Source organism: Enterovibrio nigricans DSM 22720 (assembly GCF_900167155.1).
In the GTDB taxonomy this organism is placed as follows: Bacteria; Pseudomonadota; Gammaproteobacteria; order Enterobacterales; family Vibrionaceae; genus Enterovibrio; species Enterovibrio nigricans.
In genome coordinates this window covers 15,537-40,154 of record NZ_FUXU01000032.1, presented here as the reverse complement: position 1 = coordinate 40,154, position 24,618 = coordinate 15,537, and the positions used below count along the sequence as shown (strand labels likewise).

General features: G+C 45.5%; 26 protein-coding genes. 9 read left to right on the top strand and 17 right to left on the bottom strand.

Features of this window, described 5'->3' with window-relative positions; genetic code table 11:
* Window positions 1-47: 47 nt before the first annotated feature.
* A complete protein-coding gene (locus tag B5D35_RS12690; RefSeq protein WP_078752942.1) occupies window positions 48-359 on the bottom strand; it encodes a hypothetical protein in 312 nt (103 codons plus the stop codon).
* A gap of 302 nt (window positions 360-661) precedes the next feature.
* On the opposite strand from B5D35_RS12690, the gene B5D35_RS12685 reads away from it, so the two are divergent.
* Complete coding sequence (locus B5D35_RS12685) at window positions 662-940, top strand: DUF1289 domain-containing protein (RefSeq protein WP_078752941.1); 279 nt, start codon at window positions 662-664, stop codon at window positions 938-940.
* A gap of 111 nt (window positions 941-1,051) precedes the next feature.
* On the opposite strand, the gene rplY is transcribed toward B5D35_RS12685, so the two are convergent.
* The 3 genes from rplY to B5D35_RS12670 form a co-directional block, all read right to left on the bottom strand.
* Entirely contained in the window at window positions 1,052-1,330 is a 279-nt protein-coding gene (rplY, locus tag B5D35_RS12680; RefSeq protein WP_078752940.1) for a 50S ribosomal protein L25, read from the bottom strand.
* 208 nt (window positions 1,331-1,538) lie between these two features.
* Window positions 1,539-3,314, bottom strand: a complete 1,776-nt coding sequence (radD, locus tag B5D35_RS12675; RefSeq protein WP_078752939.1) for a DNA repair helicase RadD — start codon at window positions 3,312-3,314, stop codon at window positions 1,539-1,541.
* A gap of 66 nt (window positions 3,315-3,380) precedes the next feature.
* Window positions 3,381-3,848 (bottom strand): GNAT family N-acetyltransferase, encoded by a 468-nt coding sequence (locus B5D35_RS12670; protein WP_078752938.1) that lies wholly within the window; start codon window positions 3,846-3,848, stop codon window positions 3,381-3,383.
* Window positions 3,849-4,176: 328 nt separating this feature from the next.
* Between B5D35_RS12670 and rsuA the strand changes: the two genes are divergently transcribed.
* From rsuA to B5D35_RS12655, 3 genes are all read left to right on the top strand, one after another.
* Window positions 4,177-4,881 carry a 16S rRNA pseudouridine(516) synthase RsuA gene (rsuA, locus tag B5D35_RS12665; protein WP_078752937.1) on the top strand — a complete coding sequence of 235 codons (705 nt, stop codon included), beginning with the start codon at window positions 4,177-4,179 and terminating at the stop codon, window positions 4,879-4,881.
* Window positions 4,882-5,173: 292 nt separating this feature from the next.
* A complete protein-coding gene (locus B5D35_RS12660; protein ID WP_078752936.1) occupies window positions 5,174-6,373 on the top strand; it encodes a Bcr/CflA family multidrug efflux MFS transporter in 1,200 nt (399 codons plus the stop codon).
* A gap of 4 nt (window positions 6,374-6,377) precedes the next feature.
* Window positions 6,378-7,031: a DUF2913 family protein gene (locus B5D35_RS12655; RefSeq protein ID WP_078752935.1), complete on the top strand. Its 654-nt coding sequence runs from the start codon at window positions 6,378-6,380 to the stop codon at window positions 7,029-7,031.
* On the opposite strand, the gene B5D35_RS12650 is transcribed toward B5D35_RS12655, so the two are convergent.
* Window positions 7,014-8,534 (bottom strand): DUF2867 domain-containing protein, encoded by a 1,521-nt coding sequence (locus tag B5D35_RS12650; protein WP_101210142.1) that lies wholly within the window; start codon window positions 8,532-8,534, stop codon window positions 7,014-7,016. The two genes, B5D35_RS12655 and B5D35_RS12650, sit on opposite strands and share 18 nt — an antisense overlap.
* A gap of 377 nt (window positions 8,535-8,911) precedes the next feature.
* Between B5D35_RS12650 and B5D35_RS12645 the strand changes: the two genes are divergently transcribed.
* The 3 genes from B5D35_RS12645 to B5D35_RS12635 are packed head-to-tail and all read left to right on the top strand — an operon-like array spanning window position 8,912 to window position 12,358.
* Window positions 8,912-9,583 carry an ABC transporter ATP-binding protein gene (locus B5D35_RS12645; RefSeq protein WP_078752947.1) on the top strand — a complete coding sequence of 224 codons (672 nt, stop codon included), beginning with the start codon at window positions 8,912-8,914 and terminating at the stop codon, window positions 9,581-9,583.
* On the top strand, window positions 9,564-12,023 hold the full coding sequence (locus B5D35_RS12640; protein ID WP_078752934.1) for an ABC transporter permease: 2,460 nt from the start codon (window positions 9,564-9,566) through the stop codon (window positions 12,021-12,023). The genes B5D35_RS12645 and B5D35_RS12640 overlap by 20 nt, the downstream gene beginning before the upstream one ends.
* On the top strand, window positions 12,023-12,358 hold the full coding sequence (locus B5D35_RS12635; RefSeq protein ID WP_078752933.1) for a lipocalin-like domain-containing protein: 336 nt from the start codon (window positions 12,023-12,025) through the stop codon (window positions 12,356-12,358). Before B5D35_RS12640 ends, B5D35_RS12635 begins: the two co-directional genes overlap by 1 nt.
* Before the next feature lie 105 nt (window positions 12,359-12,463).
* Here the strand turns inward: B5D35_RS12635 and B5D35_RS12630 are convergent, their stop codons facing one another.
* From B5D35_RS12630 to B5D35_RS12620, 3 genes are read right to left on the bottom strand one after another with little or no spacing between them, the layout of a single operon-like run.
* Window positions 12,464-13,018: a hypothetical protein gene (locus B5D35_RS12630; RefSeq protein ID WP_078752932.1), complete on the bottom strand. Its 555-nt coding sequence runs from the start codon at window positions 13,016-13,018 to the stop codon at window positions 12,464-12,466.
* Window positions 13,018-14,256, bottom strand: coding sequence for a phage tail-collar fiber domain-containing protein (locus B5D35_RS12625; RefSeq protein ID WP_078752931.1), 1,239 nt, complete (start codon window positions 14,254-14,256; stop codon window positions 13,018-13,020). The genes B5D35_RS12630 and B5D35_RS12625 overlap by 1 nt, the downstream gene beginning before the upstream one ends.
* Before the next feature lie 2 nt (window positions 14,257-14,258).
* Window positions 14,259-14,882, bottom strand: coding sequence for a phage tail protein I (locus tag B5D35_RS12620; RefSeq protein WP_078752930.1), 624 nt, complete (start codon window positions 14,880-14,882; stop codon window positions 14,259-14,261).
* A 123-nt stretch (window positions 14,883-15,005) separates the two neighbouring features.
* Between B5D35_RS12620 and B5D35_RS12615 the strand changes: the two genes are divergently transcribed.
* Both B5D35_RS12615 and B5D35_RS12610 read left to right on the top strand, forming a co-directional pair.
* Window positions 15,006-15,416, top strand: a complete 411-nt coding sequence (locus tag B5D35_RS12615; protein ID WP_078752929.1) for a hypothetical protein — start codon at window positions 15,006-15,008, stop codon at window positions 15,414-15,416.
* 138 nt (window positions 15,417-15,554) lie between these two features.
* Window positions 15,555-17,900, top strand: a complete 2,346-nt coding sequence (locus B5D35_RS12610; protein ID WP_078752928.1) for a coiled-coil domain-containing protein — start codon at window positions 15,555-15,557, stop codon at window positions 17,898-17,900.
* A 153-nt stretch (window positions 17,901-18,053) separates the two neighbouring features.
* Here the strand turns inward: B5D35_RS12610 and B5D35_RS12605 are convergent, their stop codons facing one another.
* The 9 genes from B5D35_RS12605 to B5D35_RS12570 form a co-directional block, all read right to left on the bottom strand.
* Window positions 18,054-19,385, bottom strand: a complete 1,332-nt coding sequence (locus B5D35_RS12605) for a phage head morphogenesis protein (RefSeq protein WP_078752927.1) — start codon at window positions 19,383-19,385, stop codon at window positions 18,054-18,056.
* Window positions 19,373-19,768 carry a phage portal protein family protein gene (locus B5D35_RS24895; RefSeq protein WP_425291237.1) on the bottom strand — a complete coding sequence of 132 codons (396 nt, stop codon included), beginning with the start codon at window positions 19,766-19,768 and terminating at the stop codon, window positions 19,373-19,375. Before B5D35_RS24895 ends, B5D35_RS12605 begins: the two co-directional genes overlap by 13 nt.
* A gap of 50 nt (window positions 19,769-19,818) precedes the next feature.
* Window positions 19,819-20,466, bottom strand: coding sequence for a phage portal protein family protein (locus B5D35_RS24890; RefSeq protein ID WP_244556584.1), 648 nt, complete (start codon window positions 20,464-20,466; stop codon window positions 19,819-19,821).
* Complete coding sequence (locus B5D35_RS12595) at window positions 20,408-20,845, bottom strand: hypothetical protein (protein ID WP_078752926.1); 438 nt, start codon at window positions 20,843-20,845, stop codon at window positions 20,408-20,410. The genes B5D35_RS24890 and B5D35_RS12595 overlap by 59 nt, the downstream gene beginning before the upstream one ends.
* Before the next feature lie 4 nt (window positions 20,846-20,849).
* On the bottom strand, window positions 20,850-21,875 hold the full coding sequence (locus B5D35_RS12590; protein WP_078752925.1) for a major capsid protein: 1,026 nt from the start codon (window positions 21,873-21,875) through the stop codon (window positions 20,850-20,852).
* A gap of 82 nt (window positions 21,876-21,957) precedes the next feature.
* Window positions 21,958-22,743, bottom strand: coding sequence for an Ig-like domain-containing protein (locus B5D35_RS24565; protein WP_078752924.1), 786 nt, complete (start codon window positions 22,741-22,743; stop codon window positions 21,958-21,960).
* Window positions 22,743-23,102 (bottom strand): hypothetical protein, encoded by a 360-nt coding sequence (locus B5D35_RS12580; protein WP_078752923.1) that lies wholly within the window; start codon window positions 23,100-23,102, stop codon window positions 22,743-22,745. Before B5D35_RS12580 ends, B5D35_RS24565 begins: the two co-directional genes overlap by 1 nt.
* A 14-nt stretch (window positions 23,103-23,116) precedes the next feature.
* The gene (locus B5D35_RS12575; protein ID WP_078752922.1) at window positions 23,117-24,091 is read right to left on the bottom strand and encodes a hypothetical protein; all 975 of its coding nucleotides are present in this window, start codon (window positions 24,089-24,091) and stop codon (window positions 23,117-23,119) included.
* A gap of 9 nt (window positions 24,092-24,100) precedes the next feature.
* Window positions 24,101-24,613 (bottom strand): phage major tail tube protein, encoded by a 513-nt coding sequence (locus B5D35_RS12570; RefSeq protein WP_078752921.1) that lies wholly within the window; start codon window positions 24,611-24,613, stop codon window positions 24,101-24,103.
* Window positions 24,614-24,618: the final 5 nt, after the last annotated feature.

The window sequence follows — 24,618 nt, the reverse complement described above, 5'->3', positions numbered from 1 at the left end:
AAACGCCGACACTGCTGTCGGCGTTTTGTCAGCCTGTACGTCAATCGTTAGAAGAAATCGACGTTTGATATGAAGGGGCGAGACGCAACGACGGGGTCAAAGCAAACGGCACCACGATTTGGGGTACATATTTTGAAGATGTCGCCACAATCAAAGATCGCGAGCACGACTTCATCTTCACATCCGAAGCAAGTGGGTAATTTCTCTCCTACTCGGGCGGTAACTTCTACGCCTTCGTGTTCCCATTGCAGAGTAGAAATGCGCACGTCAGACACGGGGGCGTCAACATGTTTGGCAATGGCGGTATAGATGGATTCTGCTTGATCCTGAGACTCTGCCGACGGAACGAAAAACGACATAATTCCTCCTAAATTACATTCTTCCCTGAAGCTAATCATCTGTTCTGATAATTCACTTATAACCAATAGGTTATGTTGTTAACCTAACAAATTTAGACGACTAAACGCAATGATATTTTGAATGGCTAGGGGAAATGACTGAGCGAAAAATGCCGTTTTCAGCCTAAATATCGGAAAATCAAGGCCATTGAAGAAGAGTTCAACATATTGTTAAATAAAGATATTGAAAGACAAAGTTTGCATTTCGTCGAAAATATCGCTTGAATGAAACGTACCATAAGGATCTCCACACAGGTTTGCGCATGGAACAATTAGACTTCTTTACTGTGCCCAGTCCCTGTATTGGGGTTTGCCAGGTGAATAACAAAGGATACTGTAAAGGATGTTTCAGAAGCAGAAATGAGCGCTTTCAATGGAACGACTTTACCAATGAACAGAGACGCAACGTTGTAAGATTGTGTAAGCAACGTCATCAAACGGTGCTCCGTGCAAAACGGGCGAAGGAAGCTGAGCAAAAGAATAGAGAAGAACTCAACCCTCAGCAGTCACTTTTTGATGATGACAATTGGGGCGAAGACTGAATACGTTTCTGGAAATTGAAACGTGATACGGGCTCACGGTGACTCAAACGTTTGATACCGATATAAAAAAAGCACCCTAGGGGTGCTTTTCTCTTTCAAGCTCAAACGCAATTAGATGCGGATGAAGTCCATGTGCTGAACTTTAGGCTTGAACGGGTGACGTTGGATGTCTTGAGGCTTAACCTTAACTTCAACGCCGTCGATTACTAGAGTAATCACTTCGTAGAATTCTGGCTTGTCCATTTGGTTGATTACAGTTTTTTGATCCAGAGCGATTGCAACTGGAGCTGCTTCACCACCGTAAACAACTGCTGGGAATTGCTCAGCGTGACGCAGGCGGCGGCTCGCACCTTTACCCTGCTCAGTACGTACTACTGCTTCAAATTTCATAATAAATACTCTTAATAGAGAGTGAAAAAATACACCTAGATTTGCGACCAAACTAAGTGCCGAGTAAATCGAGCGCGGATATTAACACCCGACCTAGTGTATAACAAGGGAAAATGCGACGTTACATGGGTTCTTGCACCTGTTTGTTGCCTTTCTAGGCAAAGTGAAGGTGATTGAATCAATGTGCTCTATTTTCAAACGGCTATGTTCAAGCTACGTGAGATAGCATGTTGCTAACGTCCTGTTGCGATGCAAATTGGGTCAGGTCGAAGATTTTGTCTCTGATGGCCCAAAATCGTCCATTTTTTCTTGCAACGACAAAGTCAGGAAACCGAAGGCGATGTTCGGCGCGTTCCACTTTTGATGGGACAGTATCGGTAAAAGGTCGATGGCGATCAATCAAATGCGGATTAATGAATTTGGCCAAAAACTCTTGCTTCTGTCGCTTTGTCGACAACGGCCAGACTTCATGGATTTCAGCCCCATCTTGTCCAACATAGGTTACTTTGAGCTGAGGCTTGTCAAACTTATTCTTCCCAGCTTCCAGTCTCATGTCTGCGCACGCCATGATCAAGGCGTCTTTAAGCTTTAGCGCATCGCGAAGCTTTTTATCTGGGTCAACAAGCGCATGGTCACATTGGTGACAGCGGCGCGCGGCAATGTCGTTGTCGGCGCCACATTCACTGCAAAACTTTGCACGGAAGCGATAACCGCAAATTTCTCTTTCACCCTCGTCATCTTCAAAGAAGCCTTGGCAGCGTCTGCCATAGTGCTCAATCAAAAAACCGTTATTGTCGAGCTTGCCCCAGAAATTGTTGTTGAATCCGCAAGCGGGGCAGGGAACGGTCACAATCTCACTGTCACTATCCGGTTTAGGATCACCAATTTCTGGTTGGTACAGATCATAGACATTTCCGGCATAATCCAGAATCAGACAATCTTTTTTTCCTGGTGATAGGCGTAAACCTCGGCCAGCTATTTGCTGATAGAGGCTGACGGATTCTGTGGGGCGAAGAATCGCAATTAGGTCAACATGCGGCGCATCAAACCCTGTCGTCAGTACGGAAACGTTGACCAAGAATTTTAGTTCACGGCGTTTGAATCGCTGAATAATGCTGTCGCGTTCATCTAGTGCGGTATCACCAATCACGAGTGCGGATTCTTCCGCTGGCAATAAGGTGAGGATCTCCTGAGCATGTTTAACCGTGGCGGCAAATATCATCACACCATGGCGCTCTTTTGCGTAGTCGAGCACCTGAGTGACAATTTGAGGCGTAGCTCGGGGCGCATTTTCGATAACACGATCTAAATCTGCTTCTTTATAAAACCCGGTCGGAGATGCTTTCAGGCTTGAAAAATCATAACTCAACACGGGAGCATCAAGGATTTTGGCTTCAGTGAGGAACCCTTCATCTAGCAGGAAGCGGATAGGGAGCTCAAAAATGCAGTCTTTGAAGAAACGAGGCTTTTCGCTGCGAACGCGACCCGCGGTGTGGAACTGATAAATCCATCCCATTCCCAGACGATAAGGCGTCGCCGTCAAGCCTAATACCTTGATGCCGGCGTTAACCTCTTGCAGGTGTGAAATTACCTTACGGTAGCTACTGTCTTCATTATCAGGTACGCGGTGGCATTCATCGATGACAAGCAGCGAAAACTGATCTTTAAACGCGTCTAAATTACGAACGACTGACTGGACCGAAGCGAAAACCACTTTGTCGCTGCTTTCTTTTCGGCCTAAACCGGCGGAGAAAATACCACCTTTCATGCCATATCCTTCATATTTCTCGTGGTTTTGCTCAACCAACTCTTTTACGTGAGCCAGCACGAGCACACGACCCCGTGCAAGTTTTGCCAATTCAGCAATCACCAGACTTTTTCCGGCGCCCGTAGGCAGAACTGCAACGGCGGGAGAGCCATTCTTTCTGAAATAATGAACAACGGCTTTAACCGCATCAGTTTGGTAGGGACGAAGGGTATACATGAAAAAACTAAAAAGGCAGCCGTATTAGGCTGCCCAGTTTAACGATGTGTTTGTGTAAAGGCCACATCATCGCATCAAACGTTTGGACATGATGCAATGTTGACGACGAGGCATGTAATCGAATTGCTCATAAAACTCGCGAGCACCGCTGTTACCGATATTCACTTCCAATATGACAGCATGACACTCTTTAGCTAAAGCGTGGGTTTCGATATTGGGGAGGACATGAGAGCCAACACCTTGACGTCGCCATTCTGGCGTCAGGTAAATCTGGTCTATAACGGCAATTTGACCACCAAGGTCAACACTGAAGCTGTAGCAGAGGACAACAAACCCAATAATCTCTTGTTCATCGTCATGGTTGACTGCGACAAGAAAGACATCGCCGTGGCTTGGGTTAGAGATCAGGAAATTAAACGCTGTCGTGATATGCTCAACATCAAATGATAATGCTTCATAATCGTGTAACTGCTTTGACAGGTCTAAAAGACGCGACATAGAGTTCACAGACGGTGCCAACAGCGAAATATTCATAAATGCATACCTGATCAATAGGTTACGAGATTAAAGATTATAAACCTGAATTTACAAACTACCAAAATAAGTCACCAGACCAATGTCAGAAATTAGACTGTAACGAAAATGTTAAGTTCCCAGGCTCTAAGTTTTGAACATACCGAAGGGAAGTGCAATTCTGGGAAGCTAAATCATAAGACCTCGCGATGACGTATTCACGTTCAAATAGCGTCAAGAACGCCCTGAGCTGGCATATTCCATAGAAACAAATGTTGAATCAGCACCTGCCGATTAGTGTGATTTCGTTATATACTGCGCCGCTAAATTGCTTCCCGGATAACAATCAATGATTAGGCTAGATAAATTTCTGTGTGACACCGTAGGTGTTACGCGTAGAGAAGCAGCGATTTTGCTGAGAGAAAAACGTGTCAGCGTAGAAGGCGATATCGTAAAAAGCGGTGCACTAAAAATTGCTGAAGATGCAAATGTAGAATTTGATGGCATGCCATTACGCTTGTCTGGCCCTCGTTACTACATGATGAACAAGCCAGATGGCTACGTTTGTTCACACGAAGATGCACATAACCCAACGGTATTCATCCTTATCGATGAGGTTAGCGCTGAGAAATTGCATATAGCCGGGCGTCTAGATTGTGATACAACAGGCCTTCTACTTCTTACTGATGACGGCCAATGGTCTCATCGAGTCACATCACCAAAACACAAATGTGATAAAACCTACCGCGTGTTGCTGGATGATGATGTCTCAGAAGAAACGGCGGATTTGTTTGCAGAAGGCGTGATGCTTCGTGGTGAGAAACAAGAAACCTTGCCTGCACAAATGGAAAAAGTCGCCGACAAAGAAGTGTTGCTGACTATTCACGAAGGCAAATACCACCAAGTTAAGCGTATGTTCGCTGCAGCGGGTAATAAAGTTGTAGGTTTACATCGCGAATCAGTGGGTGAACTGGTGCTTGATGAGGCTTTGGCTCCGGGTGAATACCGCGCCCTGACTGAAAGTGAAATTGCGTTGTTTATGCCAAAAAAATAAACAGATCTGATCCTCAATGTGAATACCGAAAGCACTGATTTTACGCAGTGCTTTTTTATGTCCTTGTAATCAAGAATAACGATGCTTTGTGCAGGAAAGATTCAAACTGAGATAGTCACCAATGTCTGCATTTTTCATCTAAGTATCTATGGCTTAGAGGTTATTTCTTTCGCTACTAACTAGAAAGTCATTATTTCCTCAAGGGAATTAATCTAAGTGTTATTATGTGACGTCTGACCCGTTCTGCGTGGTAAGCTAACTTCTTTTTCCACCATTTCATTTCAAGGCGTCCATGACAACGAATGCTACCACCCAGCCAGCTCAACAGCTGACATTTTTACTGATCCTCGTGCTTGGTGCTATCTCAGCACTGACGCCGCTTGCCATTGATATGTACTTGCCTGCAATGCCTGAGATTGCAAGAGATCTTGCGGCGACACCGGGTCAAGTTCAAACCACGCTTGCGGCCTATACCGCGGGCTTTGCGATTGGACAGCTTATTCACGGGCCTATTTCCGACAGCTATGGACGTCGTCCTGTGCTTATTGTCGGTACGTTACTGTTTCTGGTGGGTACGGTGGTGAGCGCGTTAGCGTCTGATATTGATACCTTGACCTATATTCGTGCAGCACAAGGCTTTTGTGGTGCTGCCGCAGCGGTCGTTATTCAAGCGCTTGTGCGTGATATGTTCGACCGTGAAGATTTTGCACGCACCATGTCTTTCATCACCTTGGTGATGACCGTAGCGCCTTTAGCCGCACCTATGATTGGTGGCTATCTGGCCGTTTGGTTTGGTTGGCGTTCAATTTTCTGGCTTCTTGCAGGCTTTTCCGTGCTTGTCATTGTGCTGATTATTACGCTGATCCCCGAGACTCTCCCGGTAGAGAGCCGTCCGCCTCTGCGTATAGGCGCGACGCTGAGAAACTATCTCAAGATCCTTCGTACCAAAAAATCGGTGGGGTATATCTTCGCGTCCGGTTTTTCGTTTGCAGGCATGTTCTCGTTTTTGACGGCAGGTTCGTTTGTTTACATCGACTACTATGGGGTCAGCGTCCAAAACTTTGGTTATCTGTTCGGCTTGAACGTTGTGTGCCTGATTTTCATGACGTCTTTTAACGGAAAATTCGTACGCAAGCTAGGCAGCGAAAAAATGTTAAAAATCGGCCTTACAATTCAGTTGTTGGCAGGTATCGCGCTGATCGCAGGGCAGGTTCTTGATCTGGGTTTATGGGGGACGGTAATCCCTGTCATTTTCTTTGTTGGGACAATCTCTATTGTGGGCAGTAACTCGATGGCTTGCGTGCTGAGCACTTATCCTGAGCTTGCGGGTACGGCATCGTCACTTGCAGGTACTATGCGATTTGGGACAGGCACGCTTGTTGGTGGTATAGTCGCGTCGATTCCAGTTCAATCAGCCTGGCCTATGACAGGTGCCATGGCTGCGTGTGCCATTCTTTCTGCCCTGTTTTACTGGGGCTTAGCGAAAAAATAAGAACATGAGTTACGTTCTAGAAATTAAATTATTGGTTGACTCTGCGTTGACCGAGTTGGAAGAAATTAAAGCCGCTGGCAAAGTACAGAACAACCCAGTGAGTGAAGAATCATTCTTGTGTCGTTGGGTGGCGCAAGCGATGAAAAAACAGCGTTTCAGTAACGCTGTTTCAAAAGAAGTGACAACGTGGCTACAGCAAGGGCGTAGCCTTGGTAAAAATGCCAACCTTAAAGGTCAAATGCAGCATATAGCCAAGGTTTATCATACTGTTTACCCAGAAGGTGATACACACGATCCGATTACCCGAGCGCATTTTGATACGCTGGTGGAAATGCTGAAAGCCGAAGATTGGATGGTTCATACTGAATACGAAATAAGCCGTAAAGTACGTGTTATTTCGGATGGGCAGAATTCATTTGCGGTTTGTAGCGCGGCGTTAGCCAAGTGTTTCAACCAAGACGGTGAGCTTGTTAAACCGTTGAGTCTTTATGTACGAGGCCCAGAACCTTGGTTCCTCGATGCGGTGCTTGAAAAAGGAATGCTTCTCACCAAGGTCACCGATTACAAATCGATTGTTAAATATCACGGTGAATACGTGATGTGGCCGAGCAACAAGGCTGACAGGCTGGTGGCTTTGCCGTTAAGTTTGAAACCGTAACATAAAAACGAACGTTAAGAGCGGGGCGATGGATTGATTTCTGTTGCCCCGCTTTTTTTTTGCAAGAGCAATCGCCATACCCTTAAAAATGAAGAGGTGAGCGGGCATCATCGCAAACCAATAAAGAAGCCCTCTAAACCCCGCGGGATGCCACCAAGCGCGAATGTCTATCGTTCGGTGCGTATCATGGTCTGTAAGGGTAAATTCTAGTCGTCCTAGTCCGGGAGCTTTCATGCCAAAGAGCAGTGATAAATGTTGCAGAGGCTCGCACTGAATCACCTTCCAGCTATCAATGTAATCACCCACGTTCAACGTATTTGATTTAGGTCGTCGCTTAACAAGCGCGTCCCCACCAAACGCCGCATCAATGTACCCTCTAAGTTCCCAAAGCCAATTGCCAAAAAAGTAACCTTCATCGCCTCCCACTTTTTGAATGTTGACCCATAGGTCATGGGCTGTTGCGTCGGTATCAACGCTGAATCCTGCGTGTTTTGGGTAGTAACCGTATCCTTTGTGCCATCGCAAAATGGCATCAGGGTCATATCCCCAAATTTCGTTTCTTACGACGTCACTTTCTGCGGACAGGGCCGTTTCTACGGCTACTTCAAAGTGAATAGGTGGTAAGGGGATCGCGTCAGACACATCTGCTATGTGGGCAACTAAATGATGACTGAGACCTTCGACGAGCGCAGTGGCGATAGGTGTTGGTACGGAGGTGACTACCGATAACCAAGCAGCGGCCATTTTGGGTGTCAGGAATGGCAATTTAATAATGACAATGCGCTTGTTCATTAGTCTTGCCAGCCGGAGCATTTGTTGTTCGTAGCTGATGGTATCTGGGCCCTTCATTTCATATATGGGAGAACCCATAAGTGAGAGTGTCACCATGCGTTTTAGATAAATAATGACGGTTTCTAAGGCTATAGGGCAAGATTGCGATTTGATCCATGTGGGGGCGATGACAATGGGAAGGTGGCTCACGACATCCCGCATTACTTCAAATGCCGCCGACCCTGAACCAATGATGATCCCAGCTCTGAGCTCCACGACTTGTACGCCACTTTCTCTGAGTATGTTGCCTGTCGCCTTACGCGCACTCAAATGGGGCGAGGACTCGCCATCAGGTTGAGTTGCACCGAGGTACACAATTCTAGAAATCTTGGTACGAGAGAGCGCGTTAGAGACGTTCTGTGCCATTGCCACTTCATAGTCATAGAACGACGATCCTAACGCCATGCCATGGACCAAATAGTAAACGATGTCTACGTCCTTAAGAATGTCTAAAAGTGTGTCAGAAACATCATTGGCAAGGTCTAAGTGATGCAATGAAACATTGGGGTGGTTATTCCAGCGTTGCTTGGAGAGTTGGGTGAGGTTTCTGCTTGTGGCTTTCACCGAATGCCCTTCACGTAGAAGAGCGGGCACCAGATTACTGCCGATATAGCCATTAGCACCAATGACGAGAATGCGCGGTGTGACTAACGAATGCTGATCAATATCCATCCGGTTCCCTTCGTTGAAATGCTTTGAGGCGGTCAAATAAATACTATCTGGATTACAAGGCAGGTGAAGAACGATTCATGAAATTTGTGACCCTTCGAGGCCCCTGTTTCACATAGCCGAAGGATGGAATGTAAAATAAAGTGTTTGTGCTGTCACACCATTGAAATAAAGGAGATTCTATTAAATTGGGATCGTGATTTGACGTGGGTATTACGAATTGTACGATGAATTGGTCAAATTCACCGAATGACAAGGAATGTCAAATTGAGTACTTGGTTCAAATCCCTTTCTTGACAGTAAATATTGATGTAAATTGCTTCACCAATCCTTTGCTAGGAATAACGTAAGCAAAGGAAATCATTCGAAAAGGGGAAATGATGTTAGAGCTGTTGGGTCTTTGCAAAGGTTATCTTGACGGTGGAGAATTCCATCCGGTATTGCAAGGTGCTGAATTGTCTCTGACTAAGCATGACCAAATGGCGCTGATGGGGGAAAGCGGATCGGGAAAGAGTACATTGCTCAACCTGATTGGCGGATTGGATAACGCAGACTCGGGCGAAATTTGGCTTGATAAGACGCCGTTACACGATTTGTCTGAGCGAGACCGCACGCGTTATCGTCGACATAACATTGGCATGATTTTCCAACAGTTTAACTTACTTCCTACCTTAACTATCGCCGATAACATTCGTTTTTGCCGTCAGCTCAAAGGGTTGCCAGAAAATGAGAGTTTGTGGCGACAAATCATATCCGCGCTTGATTTAATGCCACTGTTAGGTAGGTACCCAGAAGAAGTATCGGGTGGTCAACAGCAACGCGCAGCCATAGCGAGAGCGTTGTATATGGAACCGAAAATTTTGCTCGCAGATGAACCAACCGGTAGTTTGGATGAGCGAAATGCCGACGCGGTTATGCGTCTATTAACGTCTCTGACGAAATCTCTCGACTGTGCACTTCTTATCGTCACGCACAGTGAAAAAGTCGCTGATTATTTGGGTTATAGAGTGAACTTACAAGGGGGCGTTCTCAATGTTCGTGCCCGTAGCTAGAGCCCTTTTTGGACATTACCGACGACACCCATTTCAAGTGTTGTTGGTGTGGTTGGGTCTTACGCTCGGTGTGGCATTGCTGGTTGGGGTAATGTCCATCAACCAGCATGCAAAAGACAGCTACGAAAAAGGGGTTAATCTATTTACCAATCCTTTCCCTTACGTGCTTCAACATCAAGAGCGTGGAAAACGCATTCCAGAGTCGATATATATTTCTCTGAGAAAGCAGGGCTTTTCTCAGTGCGTGCCGATTGACTTGTATCGTACACAATTGGCAGACGGTAAAGATATCCAATTGATGGGCGTCGATACCGTTGCCATGTTCTCTTTCAATCGCGCTAACCTTGATTCAATTAAAAACCAACAACCATTGTCACTTGGGTATGACTCATTGTGGGTCAGTACTGAACTCGCGAATCATTTCGACTGGGAAACAGGCCAGTACTTAACCCTCAGAAATGGACAGTCAATAGGTCCGATAGCATTGATGGAAGCGCGTCATATTGGCGCGGGAACACGTATATTTGGCGACATATCCGTGATCCGCCAATTGTCAGATCACGAAGGCTTTAAGCAAGTTTACTGCGGCAATATGACGAAAGGAGAAAGGGATGCGTTACGTGCATTCATGCACCCGACAGCCATTCTTACTCGTACGGAATCTACACAGCTAGGCCCACTGACCCATGCTTTTCATTTAAACCTGTTTGCCATGGGATTACTGGCCTTTGTTGTAGGCCTGTTTATTTTCTATCAAGCGATTTCGCTTTCGATGGCACAACGTCAACCGCTCGTGGGCACGATGCGAGAATTGGGTGTCGGTCGTAAGTCTTTGGCTATTGTAGTGTCGTTAGAGATGCTGATCTGGCTGTTTTTAGGGCTAGTAGGTGGGAACATAGCGGGTCTGAACTTAGCGCAGAAACTGATGCCTACTGTTGCTACAACGTTGAGTGACTTATATGGCGCTAATATCGACCTGACGCTGCATTGGCAGTGGGAGTGGGGTTTTTATAGCTTCTTGCTCGGTGTTTGTGGCTTTATCCTTGCTTCGGGCTGGCCGTTATATCGATTACTGACCACACCACCAGCGCATTTGTCTAAGCGTATGGCGCTTGTTCGTTTCTCTGGCAAAGAATTTAAATGGCAAGCGGGCATTGCTGTTCTCCTCATTATTGTTGCCTTATTTGTTTACAGCGCACCGCAAAGCCAAGCACAGGGCTTTACTCTCATCGCGCTGATTTTAATTAGTGGCGGATTGCTACTGCCTTATTTCATGTGGAAAACGTTTTTACTTGTTTCGAACAACGTGAAAATAGCACGACTGCGCTGGCTTATGTCTGATGCCTCAGCCAGTCTCAGTTATCGTGGTATTGCAGCGATGGCGTTTATGATGGCGATTGCGACCAATATAGGTATGGAAACGATGGTGGGCAGTTTCCGTAATACGACTGAAAATTGGCTCCAACAGCGCTTGGCAGCAGATATTTATATTCGACCAGACAAGAGTATTGCCGAGCCACTTTCTAATTGGCTAAAAGCACAACCGGATGTAGAGAAAAACATTGTTCAATGGCGACATGAAATTGAGTCATTACAGGGTACTGTTGAGATCCAGACAATTGGCACCAGTTCCGAGGAAAGGGAAGCGCTCGCGCTAAAAGTCACGGTCCCTGACTATTGGAATTCGTTGCATCAACAACAGACTTTGCTGGTCAGCGAGTCGTTGGCCTTGGAGTTTGATGTTGAAACGGGAGATACGATCCAGTTGCCATCACCGTTTGCGGATGAGTGGACTGTCGCAGGTGTTTACTTTGATTATGGTAACCCTCATGGCCAAGTCATCATGTCCAACCGCTCTGCCTTGATTCCATGGGTCGAAAATCAGGGGCGAGTGGGTGTTGCTGCGAAATTGAAAGATGGAATTGACAGCGCAGTGCTGGTTAGTCGACTCAAAAAAGAGTTTGGGTTATTGGACTCTCAAATCAGTAATCAGCGCGATATTTTGGCAATGGCCATGCGCATTTTCGATCGAACCTTCCTTGTGACCGACACGCTTTGCACATTGACATTGATCATCGCGATTTGTGGGTTGTTCTTCTCCACGCTTGCAACGGAGCTTTCACGGCAGCGTCAGTATGCTTTGCTGCGATACATGGGTATATCAGGTCGCGAGCTCGCGTTTGTGGGGGGCGGTCAGTTGATGCTTATTGGTCTGTTCTCAGCGCTCTTTGCATTACCTCTAGGTCTGTTCATTGCAGAAGTGTTGGTCAATATCGTGCTTAAATACTCATTCGGATGGACAATGACCGTATCGTATTTTCCCTTTAGCTATTTTGTGACACTTGGCGGCGCGTTAGCCTCTCTCCTCATTGCGGGCTGTTGGCCAGTTTGGCGATTGATCAAACGTTCGGCAATTTTGTCCCTAAGGGATGCGCAGTAATGTCAAAGAAGCAGTCAAACCATGCACTCACAACGCAAATTATTGGGTGGAGTGCTGCCATCGCTCTTTGCCTGATCGCCTTTTTTGGGTCGGTATTGTTTAAGAGCGAGCCGCCAGAGCGTGGTGCCGTCGAAATGCTGTTAGCCAACAATGAAAAAGGGTTTGCTACCGTTGAACCCGGTTATAAAGTGAGCTTTCCCAAAGACTATGGGCCTCATGAAGCATTCCGCCAGGAGTGGTGGTACGTCACCGCAAACCTCAATGATGACCAAGGCAATGAATACGGTGTGCAATGGACTGTGTTTCGTAGTGCAGTTTCGCCAGAAAAAGGTTGACAGCGCGGAAAATAAAATAACCTCGCTTTATTAATTAAATAACACGTTTTAGGGTGGAATTTGGCGGAACAAAAAGAGGGTGTGATTCACCCTCGCAATTGAACATTACATAAAGTTTTTAGGCCAAGGATTCTCCGCTTTAATTTTTTCGACCGCAGCATCAGCTTGGCTTTCTAATGCTTGAGCTAACTCTAGATTACCTTGTCGTTTTTCTCTGTCAGACTCAAAATAAAGAGGATCACTTATCTGTGAGTATAAATAACGCCGATTGGTATCGACCTTGTTATACTCTGCCATGTGCTGATTACTGATATTCGTTACCCACGCATCATTAATCCATTCATCATATAGCGTTTCTGGTTCAAAAAGAGTCCAATCATCCGTTATAGAGCCAAGTTCACTTACTTGCTTTGATTGAGAGCAGTCAGATTTTAGCCAAATCGTTTTACCTCGATGGTCGTCCATATACTGCGTAGCGTGAGGTTTTCCATGTTCGTCAATTTCACAAACTACCACCACGTTATTTGCTTTCACTGGTAAGGGGTGAACCGTCAATGCTGTCGATGGATACTCTGCCATCATCGAACCATTAAAGACGGAAATAGCAGTGTGATTAACAATGCGTGTTTCTTTATCCCACAAAAAATAATGTTCAACCATTATATTGCAACTCCTTTCCATTCAATTAATGTAACAGGTTGATTTTGATTCGCAGTTGGTACCACTCTTGACGCATCAAAGTTAATTGCCGGAGCTACATTACCTGCACCCTCCATTGTAGTTGCGTTAGCTCTCTGGCTTTCTCCGCCCCATCTATCCATTGCTCCACCTGCACCGCTAAACATCCAACCATTATTAGTTGCAAAGTTAGCTGTAATGTTTCTTATTGCGTCTTCATGAGTTTGACCCGGAACATAATTTGAGCCATTAGCCGCGCGTAGATAGCGTCCTGTAGCGGGCTTCATTCTGATAGAACTAGAAACCAAATCAGGTTTAAAAACCAAATCAGGTCTAGCAGCAGCCAATCGATGATAGACGACTGCTGGTAATTCTTGTTCGTTATCTAATATGACATCTTCGGGAAGTTCGGCCCCTCCCCACCAAACCGTCTCACCAGGGCGTGAACCGTTGAATGGAGACCAGTACCACGGCTTAGTGGTTTCTGACCAGCCAGAGCGACGATTAGCTGTATTTAAGGGATCTTTACCAGCTAGGGACTCGACATTGGAATACCATTGCCAATAGGAAACTTCGCCAGTCTCCGCGGATTGTGTAAAACAAATCTCTCCTAACTTGTATAAACGCTCTGGATTGTAGAGCTGAAATTGCTGCGTATCTCGAAGCTTTTTAGGCGTCACAATCGTATTGTCACTGACACCTTCGAGTACTTGCGCTTTAGTCGCTACTCGCGCAATCCCTGCTTCAAGCTCGCTAGCAATCTGCATAATTGGAGTGATAGTGATACTGACGGCTGAGGCATTATACAAATCAAGGTAACACTCGATTTCAATCTGAACATGCTCAGAGCCATCTTCTGGGATAGTCGTTGCTGGATAAGAGCTATAGACAATCAGATTGCCAGCCGCATCATGTAGGCCAAATTCGAAGATGGAGTTTCCTTTCCAGCGCTTAGCATCAACATAAACAATGGCGTTAATCCAGGTCTCTTGTGTATTGCCTTCATTGATAACCTGACGACCAAACTCATGCACAAGCTCAGTAAAGTCAGGGTTAGGCTCTACATATGTATGATTACTGTCACCAAGTGACATCTCGGCAATCGTGATCTTATTACCGCTTTGATAGGCTTCATCGAGAAGTCGCTTACCTAGATTGGTTAATACTGCCGTGGTCATTTGATTAGATGCCACAGCTTTGTTGGATGCATTTTCTGCCATAACTAAACCTTGTTTGTTATTGTCATTCGATTTCGAATGATGGTTTGGGCCGCATAGTAAACACCACCCTGTGATGTCGGATTTTGAGGCCAGTTGCGCGTGGTCACTCGCTGCCTTGCACGACAATGAGCAACGGGATAAATACCGCCCGTTACCGCATCATTTTTCACAACCAACGACCATGTTTGAGAGCCTTGTTTGTTACTCTCAATTAAACGAACAATATTGGTGTAATCTTGCTGATCAAATCCACCGCCTTGCTTTTGCTCTACAGCAATTGAAAATGTACCAGGCTGACCTTGAGGGATAGCTTGATGCCAAATCTCTAGATGGGAGTTATAACCCACCAAATCTAAAGCGCGCTTAACCGCCCAAACAGTGCCTTTGTACTTAAACAGCACGAGACCATCAGCAACCACTTGCCGCTTTTTTTCAATGCTCCACGTATCATCCCAGATATCGACACGGAACCACCATGCAAGCCAAGGAAGATAGGATTCATGCACACTGGCGATATCAAGAACTTGAAGCCCTCTGATCGATTCACGCAGTGAATTCATTTCTTCTTGGGATAGCTCACTTAGCGCTCTGTATCGAATATCTTTTCTTAAAATTGACGGAAGCATAAACACCTCATCGGTTGATGATGGATATTGTAGAAAATCTCCTCTTAGCTAATTCCAACAGGCAAAATTCAAGGTAAATAAAGGAGAAGATTCAGGCGTCCAAAAACCAAACTGAGAGCCAACATGAAAGAATCAACCAATGAAAAAGCGACTGATACAGAACAAAAAACATTCACCTCTAAAGAAATACTACGCTGCATCAATGAGCATGGTATTTGCCCTTTGAACACACCAATTAAGATGGGCGACATCACGTTAACAGGCGCACGACGCGTTCGACGTGCGGTAGTCAATGACCGCATAGAAGCCGTTCGATTCTCGATGGATCAATATGCAATAGAACTGCCCGATGCCATTGCCACGTTTGTTGCTAGTCGTGTCTTAGTCTTCGGTCAGTTTCATCATGAGACCAACGATAAAGGCGAAATCACTCAATGCTCATTAACGAGTGAAATGGAAGTTCCCGTTGATACATTGATTTATTCTGATTTTTCTGAGTATGTGAATTTGAGCTACTTAATGGGAAAGAATTAAACTTCTGCAAGATGAAAACGCGACTCTTTGATGAAGCCTTTCGCTTGCTGTCTAATCGTCAATCTGGGGTTATCTCAGCAAGCGAATTAATGAAGTTAAACTGGGGTCAATTCACTTATCTAATCAAGGTCTATAACGATGAGCGTAAAAAAAAGTAACTCTGGTTACGCACTTGAGTTAGTGGTTGGTGTTCAAGATCTGTTTAGCGCAGGCAAGAAAAAAATAGAGAAAGAATCAAGAGAACTTGACCGTGAATTTAAAGAGCTTCAAAAGACGGTCAATAATGTCAGCGCGTATCAAAAGGCAGAGGGGGCATTAAACAAGCTCAGCAAAGTTGAAACCGATCATATCAACAAATTGAGAGAGCAGAAAAAAGCGCTTGAGGCGCTGACTCGTGCAGAAAAGCGAGACGAGAAAGCAATTGAAGCGTTCAAAGATGACATCGAAGCGATGACGATAGCAGGAAAAAAACACGCTCAAGCGACTCGCGCCCAAGAGCGTGAATTTAACAGGTTGTCACGCTCTCTCAAAGATACCGGCATTGATTTATCCGATGTAATAAATGAAGAGCGACGCCTAAAAACGGAAGTTGATAAAACCACCGCAGCATTGAAAAAACAATCCACAACCATGAATGCGATGGATAACTCCATGAAGACGATGGAGAACGTAGGAATGATTGCTGGCGGCGTTGCAGCAACAGGTGGTCTTATTTGGGCAGGCAATAGTAAGCAGAAGAACGAGCGATTGCTTGCCAATCAAACTGGCAAAAGTCTGGAGGATATCCAATCCATAAAAGAAAGAGAATTTCGATCCGAGTTACAGCGTAAATACGGTGTCAGTGATGCGGATATGTTCGAATCACTGGCTATCGCAGAGCAACAAAATTTATCAAAACAAGAGACTCAAGATTTAGCCTCTGCCGCAATTGAGTATAAAACCATCTTTCCTGAAACCGATATCAATATGTTCAATCAAGCGGTGGCGAACGCCTCCAAATCGTTTGGAGTAAGCATCCAAGAAGCGGCAAACGGGATTTATAACGTTACGAGTCAAGTCGGCGATAGAGACGGCGATATGCTAACCAACTACAAAGAGTATACTCCTCTGATTGGCGACAATATGAGCTTTGACCAGTTGAACGCTTCAATTATCGCAGCCAAAAAAGCGGGCGTGTATAACGCTGATGTCGTCTTTGATAGCCTTAAAGAGTCCTTTCAGGCCCGTTTTAGTGACCCAGATGAATTCGCAAAACTCGTAGGAAGTAGCACCCAAGCAGGTAGCATTGACAACATTAACGATCTTGCACTCAGAAAAGAAGTAAAGGATGCTGCTTATCGAGTTCGTGATGATATGAGTAGTGGAAGACCAGCAGGTGAAAGCTACGCCGCACTGCTTCGGTCAACGCAAAAAGTCGAGATAGCCCAGCCAGGAGCGACGAAAAAGCTACTTGAAGATATCGGTGGCGTTCGATTATCTGAAGATGTTGGCAGCAAGGGCGTGGCTGCTATGACTGATGGAATGCTCAACTCTGAGAACTATCTCTCTGACAAAAACCTTGCAAACGCAGCATTAGACACAAGGACTGCAACCGATAAGTTCACCACGGCGCTCACTTCCGTTCAAGGCGTCATCAATACGGCGGCTGGCGATTTATTAGAAGGGTTAAGTGATATTGCCGATGTTGCCTCTAGTGTTGCTCAATCAACATCAAGCACACTGCAAAATAACAGCGCTCTTAGTACCGCAGCCATCGCTGCACAGGTGGGTGGTATGGGTTTAATTGGTGGTGGAGCTTTCAAGTTATTATCCAAGCGATTGGGCGGTGGGTTCTTTAGCAATATCGCCTCTAACGGACCAGGTAAATTAAGTGGCTTATTCGATACCCTCTTTAAAGGTGGTGGCGCAGCTTCTAGCGTGGCAGCCAATGCCACCACTAAGACACCATCGATGGCGTCATCAATCATTGGTAAAGGCGCATCTGCTCTAAAAGGGGCTGGCAAGTTTGTTCCCTTCATTGGCACTGGCTTACAAACATTATCGTTAGCCAGTAACGTTAATGCTGGCGACACTAAAAATGCATGGGGCGATGTTGGCTCGATGATTGGTGGGCTGGCTGGCGGTATCGGCGGTTCATTTGTTATGCCTGGCGTTGGTACAGCAGCAGGAAGTGTGGGAGGCGCGGTAGCTGGCGAAGAGATCGCAGAATGGCTGTACAGCTTCTTTAACGATGATGAGGTGGCAAAGGTTGAGTCACACGTGGATAGTGCATCTCAATCAGCCTTGCTAGCCAGTCAATCGACCTTGCCGACCATTGAAGTGAATTTCACGCCAAGCATTGTGATCCAAACTGAATCGAGCAATGTTGAGGCGATATCGGAAAGCTTAGTGATGGCCCTGAGAAATATGACACCTGAATTGCAACAGCAACTTCAAGATACGATGGGCGATTTATTTAACAACGGTGAATATATTGAGGCTTAACGCCACCAGCAAAATAATATTAAAACTGATGATTCAATATCAACATTAGCAATCTAATATTAATGCAAATTAATTATTGCCCACCAACAAAAAAGACCGAATTAATATCGGTCTTTTTATTTAATTGCATTTTATTTTGTTTTTATTCTGTTTTTATTCTTTTGTATTTACAGCAATATGCTCACCCTCTTTTAAATCTGCTCTCGAAACCGCATCAATACGATAGACCTGCTCACTGTCAAACGCTGCCACATGAGCCATTGCAGCCAGTTCATCGTCTAAGTGCAAGATAAACTGTAGAGATGGAATGAAATCACCAGATGCTGCGCTGTCTTCTGTAAAGCCAAATAATACCTCATCACTATCTGCGATTAATCGCTCGCTTATCATTTCATAATAAGGATTTAATTTTGGCGTATCGTCTATTGCTTCTTTTAATGGCTTAATCGGTATCGCTAATTGTGACGCTCTGCTTATTTGCTCTTGTAATTCCTTTTTACTTTGCTTGGATGAGTGTTCAAGAATGCTTTCCACTAAACCAAATTCTTTGGCTTCTTTCATTAATGAGCGAGGAATGCTTTTTAGTGCAACCACTGGCGAGCTTTTAAATTGATGCTCTTTGCTCATCGTGTCGCTACCTGCAATTTGGGTATTATCGACGCTAGCGGATTTTTTTCGGGATGAGCTTGGCAGTGCGTTAAATTGCTTTTCCGACATAGGCGAAACCGTACCACGGCATTTGTGGTGATTGGGTGGGTAGTAGATTTCCCAGAATGGATCGTCTTTAGGTTTTGCTACGTCATCAAGGTGACGACATAGCTCTGTTGTGCCTGCGTCCATCACGGACGAATAAACCAAGTATTGAACCAAATCATTATTCGCAACTTGAGTCCAGCGCCCTGAATTGTACGCAGTCATCATATTGTTGCGATAATGAAGCTCTAACCAGTATGGGTTTGCTTGTGCTATGCCAGCTTGCTCCATAAAGCCATCAAGCTTTTGTAAGGTTTCTGATTTGGATGCGCCATCTTCCAAGGCTTGCGTGTAGAGCTTTTTAACGCGGTTAATCGCTTCGCCACCTGAAACGTTAGCAATGGTAAAAGAGCGCAGCTTTACCGCCGCTTCTGTTTGGCGATACTCCCAACTGTCGGTCGGTATCATTGCCTTTAATGAATCAATCGCTTCTTGAAAAGGGATAGGCTCAACCGCGAGATAAATAGGTGCGCTACTTAGCTCAATATTTTCATCCACCGATTTGAGCACATGGTATTGACCAAGCAACCAACTCACCATCATTGAGGCAGTATACGTTTCAGAGAACGTGGTGATATCACGGCTTTTAATGGTGTCTAAATCAGATTTAAACGCCGCTTTAATGGCTTTTGAAAGTTCACTTGACGTAAAAAAAAGCGCCTTATCTTCAAGGCGCTTTAGTTTGGTTAAGTTGTCTTTTTCAAGCGCGGCAATGTCTTTTAAAGAATGCATAAATGCTCCGAGCCTTTTACATCAGACAGTTCGATTTTATCGACTGTACCGCTTGAGGTTACCTTGTCCACCAGCTCTTGATACTTCTCTTTATCAACGCTGATTTTAATTCTCCCTGGACGACCATTTAACTCAAAAATCCACTTAAATAGCGTCTTGTTCAAATGCTTAAACACCATCTTGGCATCTTTCATTGAGATACGCATGGCGGCGCGTTCGTGAACCTCACCGAGAGAACGAGAGCCATGACTTTGCGTGTTGGATGTCAGGGTTTGCCCTGTGATGGTTTTAGATATTTTCGTATCAATCGCTTTGACGATATCAAGTAGTTCTGTCACTTTGCCTGATACGGTCAACAGTTTGACATCAGTAACTCCAGCCAGCGCAACAGAACTCCCGTTTTCAATCGGCGCTAAGTTTTCAGCAACTTGATTTACTGTCCCTGGTCTGTTGCATTGGGGACAAGTGCCACCACAGACGGGATCGCGTATTTCTCACCAAGGCGTTCAATGTTGGCCCATGAAATCCACTTACTCTGCCAAATGGCCCATAGCGATTCGAGAACTGACTTTCCATAAGGGCGATCACTTGATTGGTCTCGAACGACACTGATAATTTTACCCATCGGTGGGGATTGCATTTGATAGGCATAGTTGGCGTAGAACACTGAGCCATCTTTTTTCAATCGAAACTGCTCTGGGCGTTTAGGCTCTGAGTTAACAGGGATGTATAACCCATCTCGCTTTTCCCAAAACAGCTCAATAGGCTGAAAGCCAAACTCAGTGGCTCTGAGCATCTGCTCCATGAGGTCATCGAGATCAAAATCATCAAGGATTTGTTTTGCAAAGGTCACATCAGCGTCATTGCCTGAAATAACAAAGGGGATTGTCATTGCGGTTGCGTGTCGCAGCTCAACATCTGAGGCGACCTCATCATCAAGCAGCATGGCTCTGATGGCTTGAAAGTAGTAGCTTGTTTGCGCTGAATCAACCTGCCCGAATTCATAAGGCAGAGGATGGTGGTTATCGATGGTATCGACGGGAAGATGCGCTACCAAACTTGTTAATGTGTGATTTTTCATCGTGGGCGCTCGCAGCTCCAATAAAACTTGAACCATTACCCTCTGAACTACTGCCAGCAATACCCAAGGCTGCATTCATTAGATTAATCGCATCGGTCTTGTACTCTTCATCAAGAAACTCGCTGATGCGTAATAGCTCATAGATTGCCATTGTGATCATCGCTTCGGTGATGATCTCTTTTTGGTCTGGTGTCAATAACTCGTTAGCTTTTGATTTTAAGTTGATATGAGAATACGCCCAGATAGCGGCTCGATTGCAAGCCACGTCCGCGTTATTTTCACTATTGCTGGTTAGGGAATTATAGATTTGATTATCAAGGGCGCGTGATACGCCCTCGATAGTGACCATTCCCTTTAATTGAGCTAAGGTCATCGCCATACGATTAACCAGCGACAGGTTTTAGCGCGTCATCTGACCAACAAATCACATTCACCACGACGGCTGGAAGAGGCTTAGATTGAATGTTCAAATCAATACCACTTGGCGCGTCTTTCTTGATAGGTTTGGTGAAGAACGGCAACGCTTGCAAGTTCGCATCCAAATCATCAATCGCGGCGTAATAGAAGTTATGGCCTGCGGCGATATCAATCATCACCATTTGATCGTCTGGTACGGTTTTCTGAACGGTTTTATTGCCTGCAATCACCGTCTCATATGAACCGTTTTCAAGCTCAACCACATAGCCGCCAATATTGACGTTCTTATCGCCAAAGGTCACGCTCAGTACGTTACTTTTCACGTTACTTTTCACGTTACTTGCTAGGTCGATAATCTTAGCAAATAGTGTCTTACCGCAAAGCGTCACGACATCATCGCCGTAGCCTTTATCTTGCAGCTTGGCATCCATTTCTTGCAATGCGCTAAACACATTAGCAATCGTAGCGTCAGGGCTAAGCAGGCTCTTTTCAAAGGTGTAACGAAGCGTTTGACCAAAATCCACATCGAACGTTTCAAGTGCGCCGTTTTCGCTCTTCATTGGGTAAGAAATCTTACCCGTTAACGCTTGAGCACAAAGCGCTTCGGTGGACTTTTCAATTTTACGCATCTTCGCAAACTGAACGATGTCCAAATACGATTGGATATTTTTCAGACCTTGCGTTTTGTAGTTGTTCAAGTTTGCCGCTGAAATCCAGTGAAGCACATCGAAGCCTTGAGGAATGATTTCAGTCAGTTCAATGCCTTCACCTGCATCACGAAACGGCGCTGTACCACGGCGAACAACAGGAATGTTAGACAGTGACTCTTTTAGTACCGACCAAGGGATTTTCGCAGATGGCCACATGATGGCTGCACCAAACACGCGCTTACGAATGCGCATTGGAACGGCTTTCTTTTGCTTGTAACGGTTTAGAATCTCGCCAAACTTATCAGCGCTTAACATACCGCGGACAATATCGTAAATATCCATAATAACTTCTCTTTTAAATGGGGTTTAAATGGCCTTTAAAGCAGGCCATTTGAATGCCTAGTTGTTTTCAATCTGAGGGTAATTAACCGTCAATAAGAACATCGAGTGATGACTGAATGCGCTTGTGGTCGCCTTTTTTGCTGAGCGTTGCCGTGATGGTGGCAGAGCCAACTTTCACTGCGGTTAATTCACCTGTCGCTTCATTCACGCGTAGCACTGTTGGATCGGATGTTTCAAACTTCACGCTTTGGTTGTGTGGGTTATACACATCCACAGGAAGCGCAATCGTTGAGCCAATCGCATCATTGGCATCAAGAAGATACTGCGCATCATCACAGTTAAAGCCGATGGTTAATGGCGCTGCATCTTGTTTGCTCACGTTCAGGTCAACGCTAGGCAGCGACCCATCAATCAATTCACTTTCAATGACATCAATTGATGGCTCTTTTGCGAGTGAAGCCAAGAACGATTGAGCATCACCGCCATGCTGATTGAGTGATGAAAGAAGATCGTATGATTCAGGTAATCGCTTTTTCATCTCAGCATCAAACTCTTCATCGCTCAGTTCGCGAGGTGGCATTGATTTCAGATTGCCTGCAATCGCTTGTTTAACCGCATCACCAAACAGCGCTTGCACGCTTGCTGAAAAAGTCGATTCTTTACCTAGCAGCTTGTTGTATTCACTGGCAATGCCACCAAGTGCCATTGAGCTTGCAATGACAAGCACAATGCTTTCTTCACAACCACTTCGATTAAGAAGAATGCGAGAGTGACCACCTAGGGAAATCACCGAATGCGATAAATCATCCAGCGCACCTGCAAAGGCGTTATCGAGTTGCGCGATACGTTGCTCGTTGTTCTTATCCATTACCAAGCCCCTTCAGACCAAAGACCATGTTGAGACAAAATGAAGTCTTGCGCGGCGCTTAACGCTGAGCCATCTGCAAGCGCGACACCTTGACGGATAAAGTCACCGGTTCTCAATACCGACACGGATTTATCACCAGGCATTTGAGTAACCGTCACAATACCGATCGCTTCTGTTGCTGTTGGCGCACTGCCATCCCAACGCGCCTTGACGCCTGTTGCATCGATGACCACAGCATGACCAGGCATTAAGCCACTTAATGAACCCACCACGATGATCTGGTGAATTTTGGGGCCAGATGAGATTGGCGCAACAATGCTAGAGCCATGGAGTAAACTTGCACTTACTGAACATTTCATGATCTGCTTCCTTATTACCAATCTTTAGAATCGAAAGCACCGCTCTTGCTTTGACCTTCATCAGCAAGGTTGATTTCTTCCAATAATTTATCAAGGTCGCCTGCCTTGGTTGCGTTTGAGGCTTTCTCTGGCATCTCTTTGAGCAACGCTTTTAGTTCATTGAACTTGTTGCTATCGCCAGAAGCGCACAGCTCAACTGCGCTCACACCATCAATCATGGTCTTGATGGATTTACGCATTCCATCCGTCATTTCACGAGAGTCTGACAGCTCTGTTAGCTGCTGGCGGCGATCGCCTGCCATGCTTTCTTGAAGAGCTTTCACTTCTTCTGATGGGCCTTTGTCATCAGTCACCGTTGTTTTATCACCATCAGATTTATCTTCTGGTTTAGTGACAGGCGGCACGACAGGTTTACCATCTTTATCAAGAACACCTGCCGCAGTCAGGCGCTCATCCACGACTTCTTTCATTGCTGCTTTCATTGCCGCCAGTTGTTTTTCATTCATATCAAGATTCTCATCGTTGTTGCCGACTTCGGCAGATAAATAAATACAATGATCATTAAAATCGGAATCACTGAGATTAATGACATCTAATGTTTTGGTGTCTGCGGCTGGCGGTAATTGACCGAGCACCGCAAGGTGGTGCATGTACCACTCACCATCTTGCTCAGGGACAGGGTGAATACCTGCGCTAAAGCCTTCGAACTCGCCTTTGTCTTCACGCGCTTCTAACTCTTGCGTGTAGTTCACCTCACCAAACAAGCCCGTTTTGGTCACGCCGTTCTCGACGTATTCTTCCGTTCTTAGGTTGGCAACACGCCCTAGAGCAGAGGTTTGGTCAGCACCTTTTGCGGGATGACCCGGTGTGACTGGTGGCCTTGAGTCAGGCTTGTAGTTTTTAACCACTGATTCCAATTGGGCTTTCGTGACGGGTTGACCGTTTTTTTGAATGCCTGTTGCCACAATTCTTAGCTTACGTACTCGCATGTTTACCCCTTAGAACGAAACGGTGATGCCGTATTCACCTGGACTGCCGTCTGGGTACATTACGCCGTTAACAAAATCGACCATGAAGATACGACCGCTAGTGTTTAAGATCTCAATGAACGAGACTGCAATTTGCGCGGTGTACGGTGAACCATCATCGCTGTATCCAGGCACAGGTGGGTTTTTCACATAGCCATGAATACGAGTGACCGCTTGGTCAATGATGCGCGTTCCTGAGCTTGCATCGAGCATACGGATTTGCGCCGTCATACGAAGCTTCACAAAACCATCGTTTTTATTGAGCTGAACCACATCACCATTGGCAATCGAAGAGAACTCAACCGATGCCGTCGCAGGCTCGTATTTGCCCGTTGGGATCTCCATATTGCCGACCCCACCCATGCCACCGACAGACATCATCTTCTTGGTCATTTCACAAGCTACAGACTTCACACGACCCACATAGTGAGTCTCGTTAATGAAGACCATAGGGTTGCGCATAATTACACTGGTTTCTGCCATGAGTT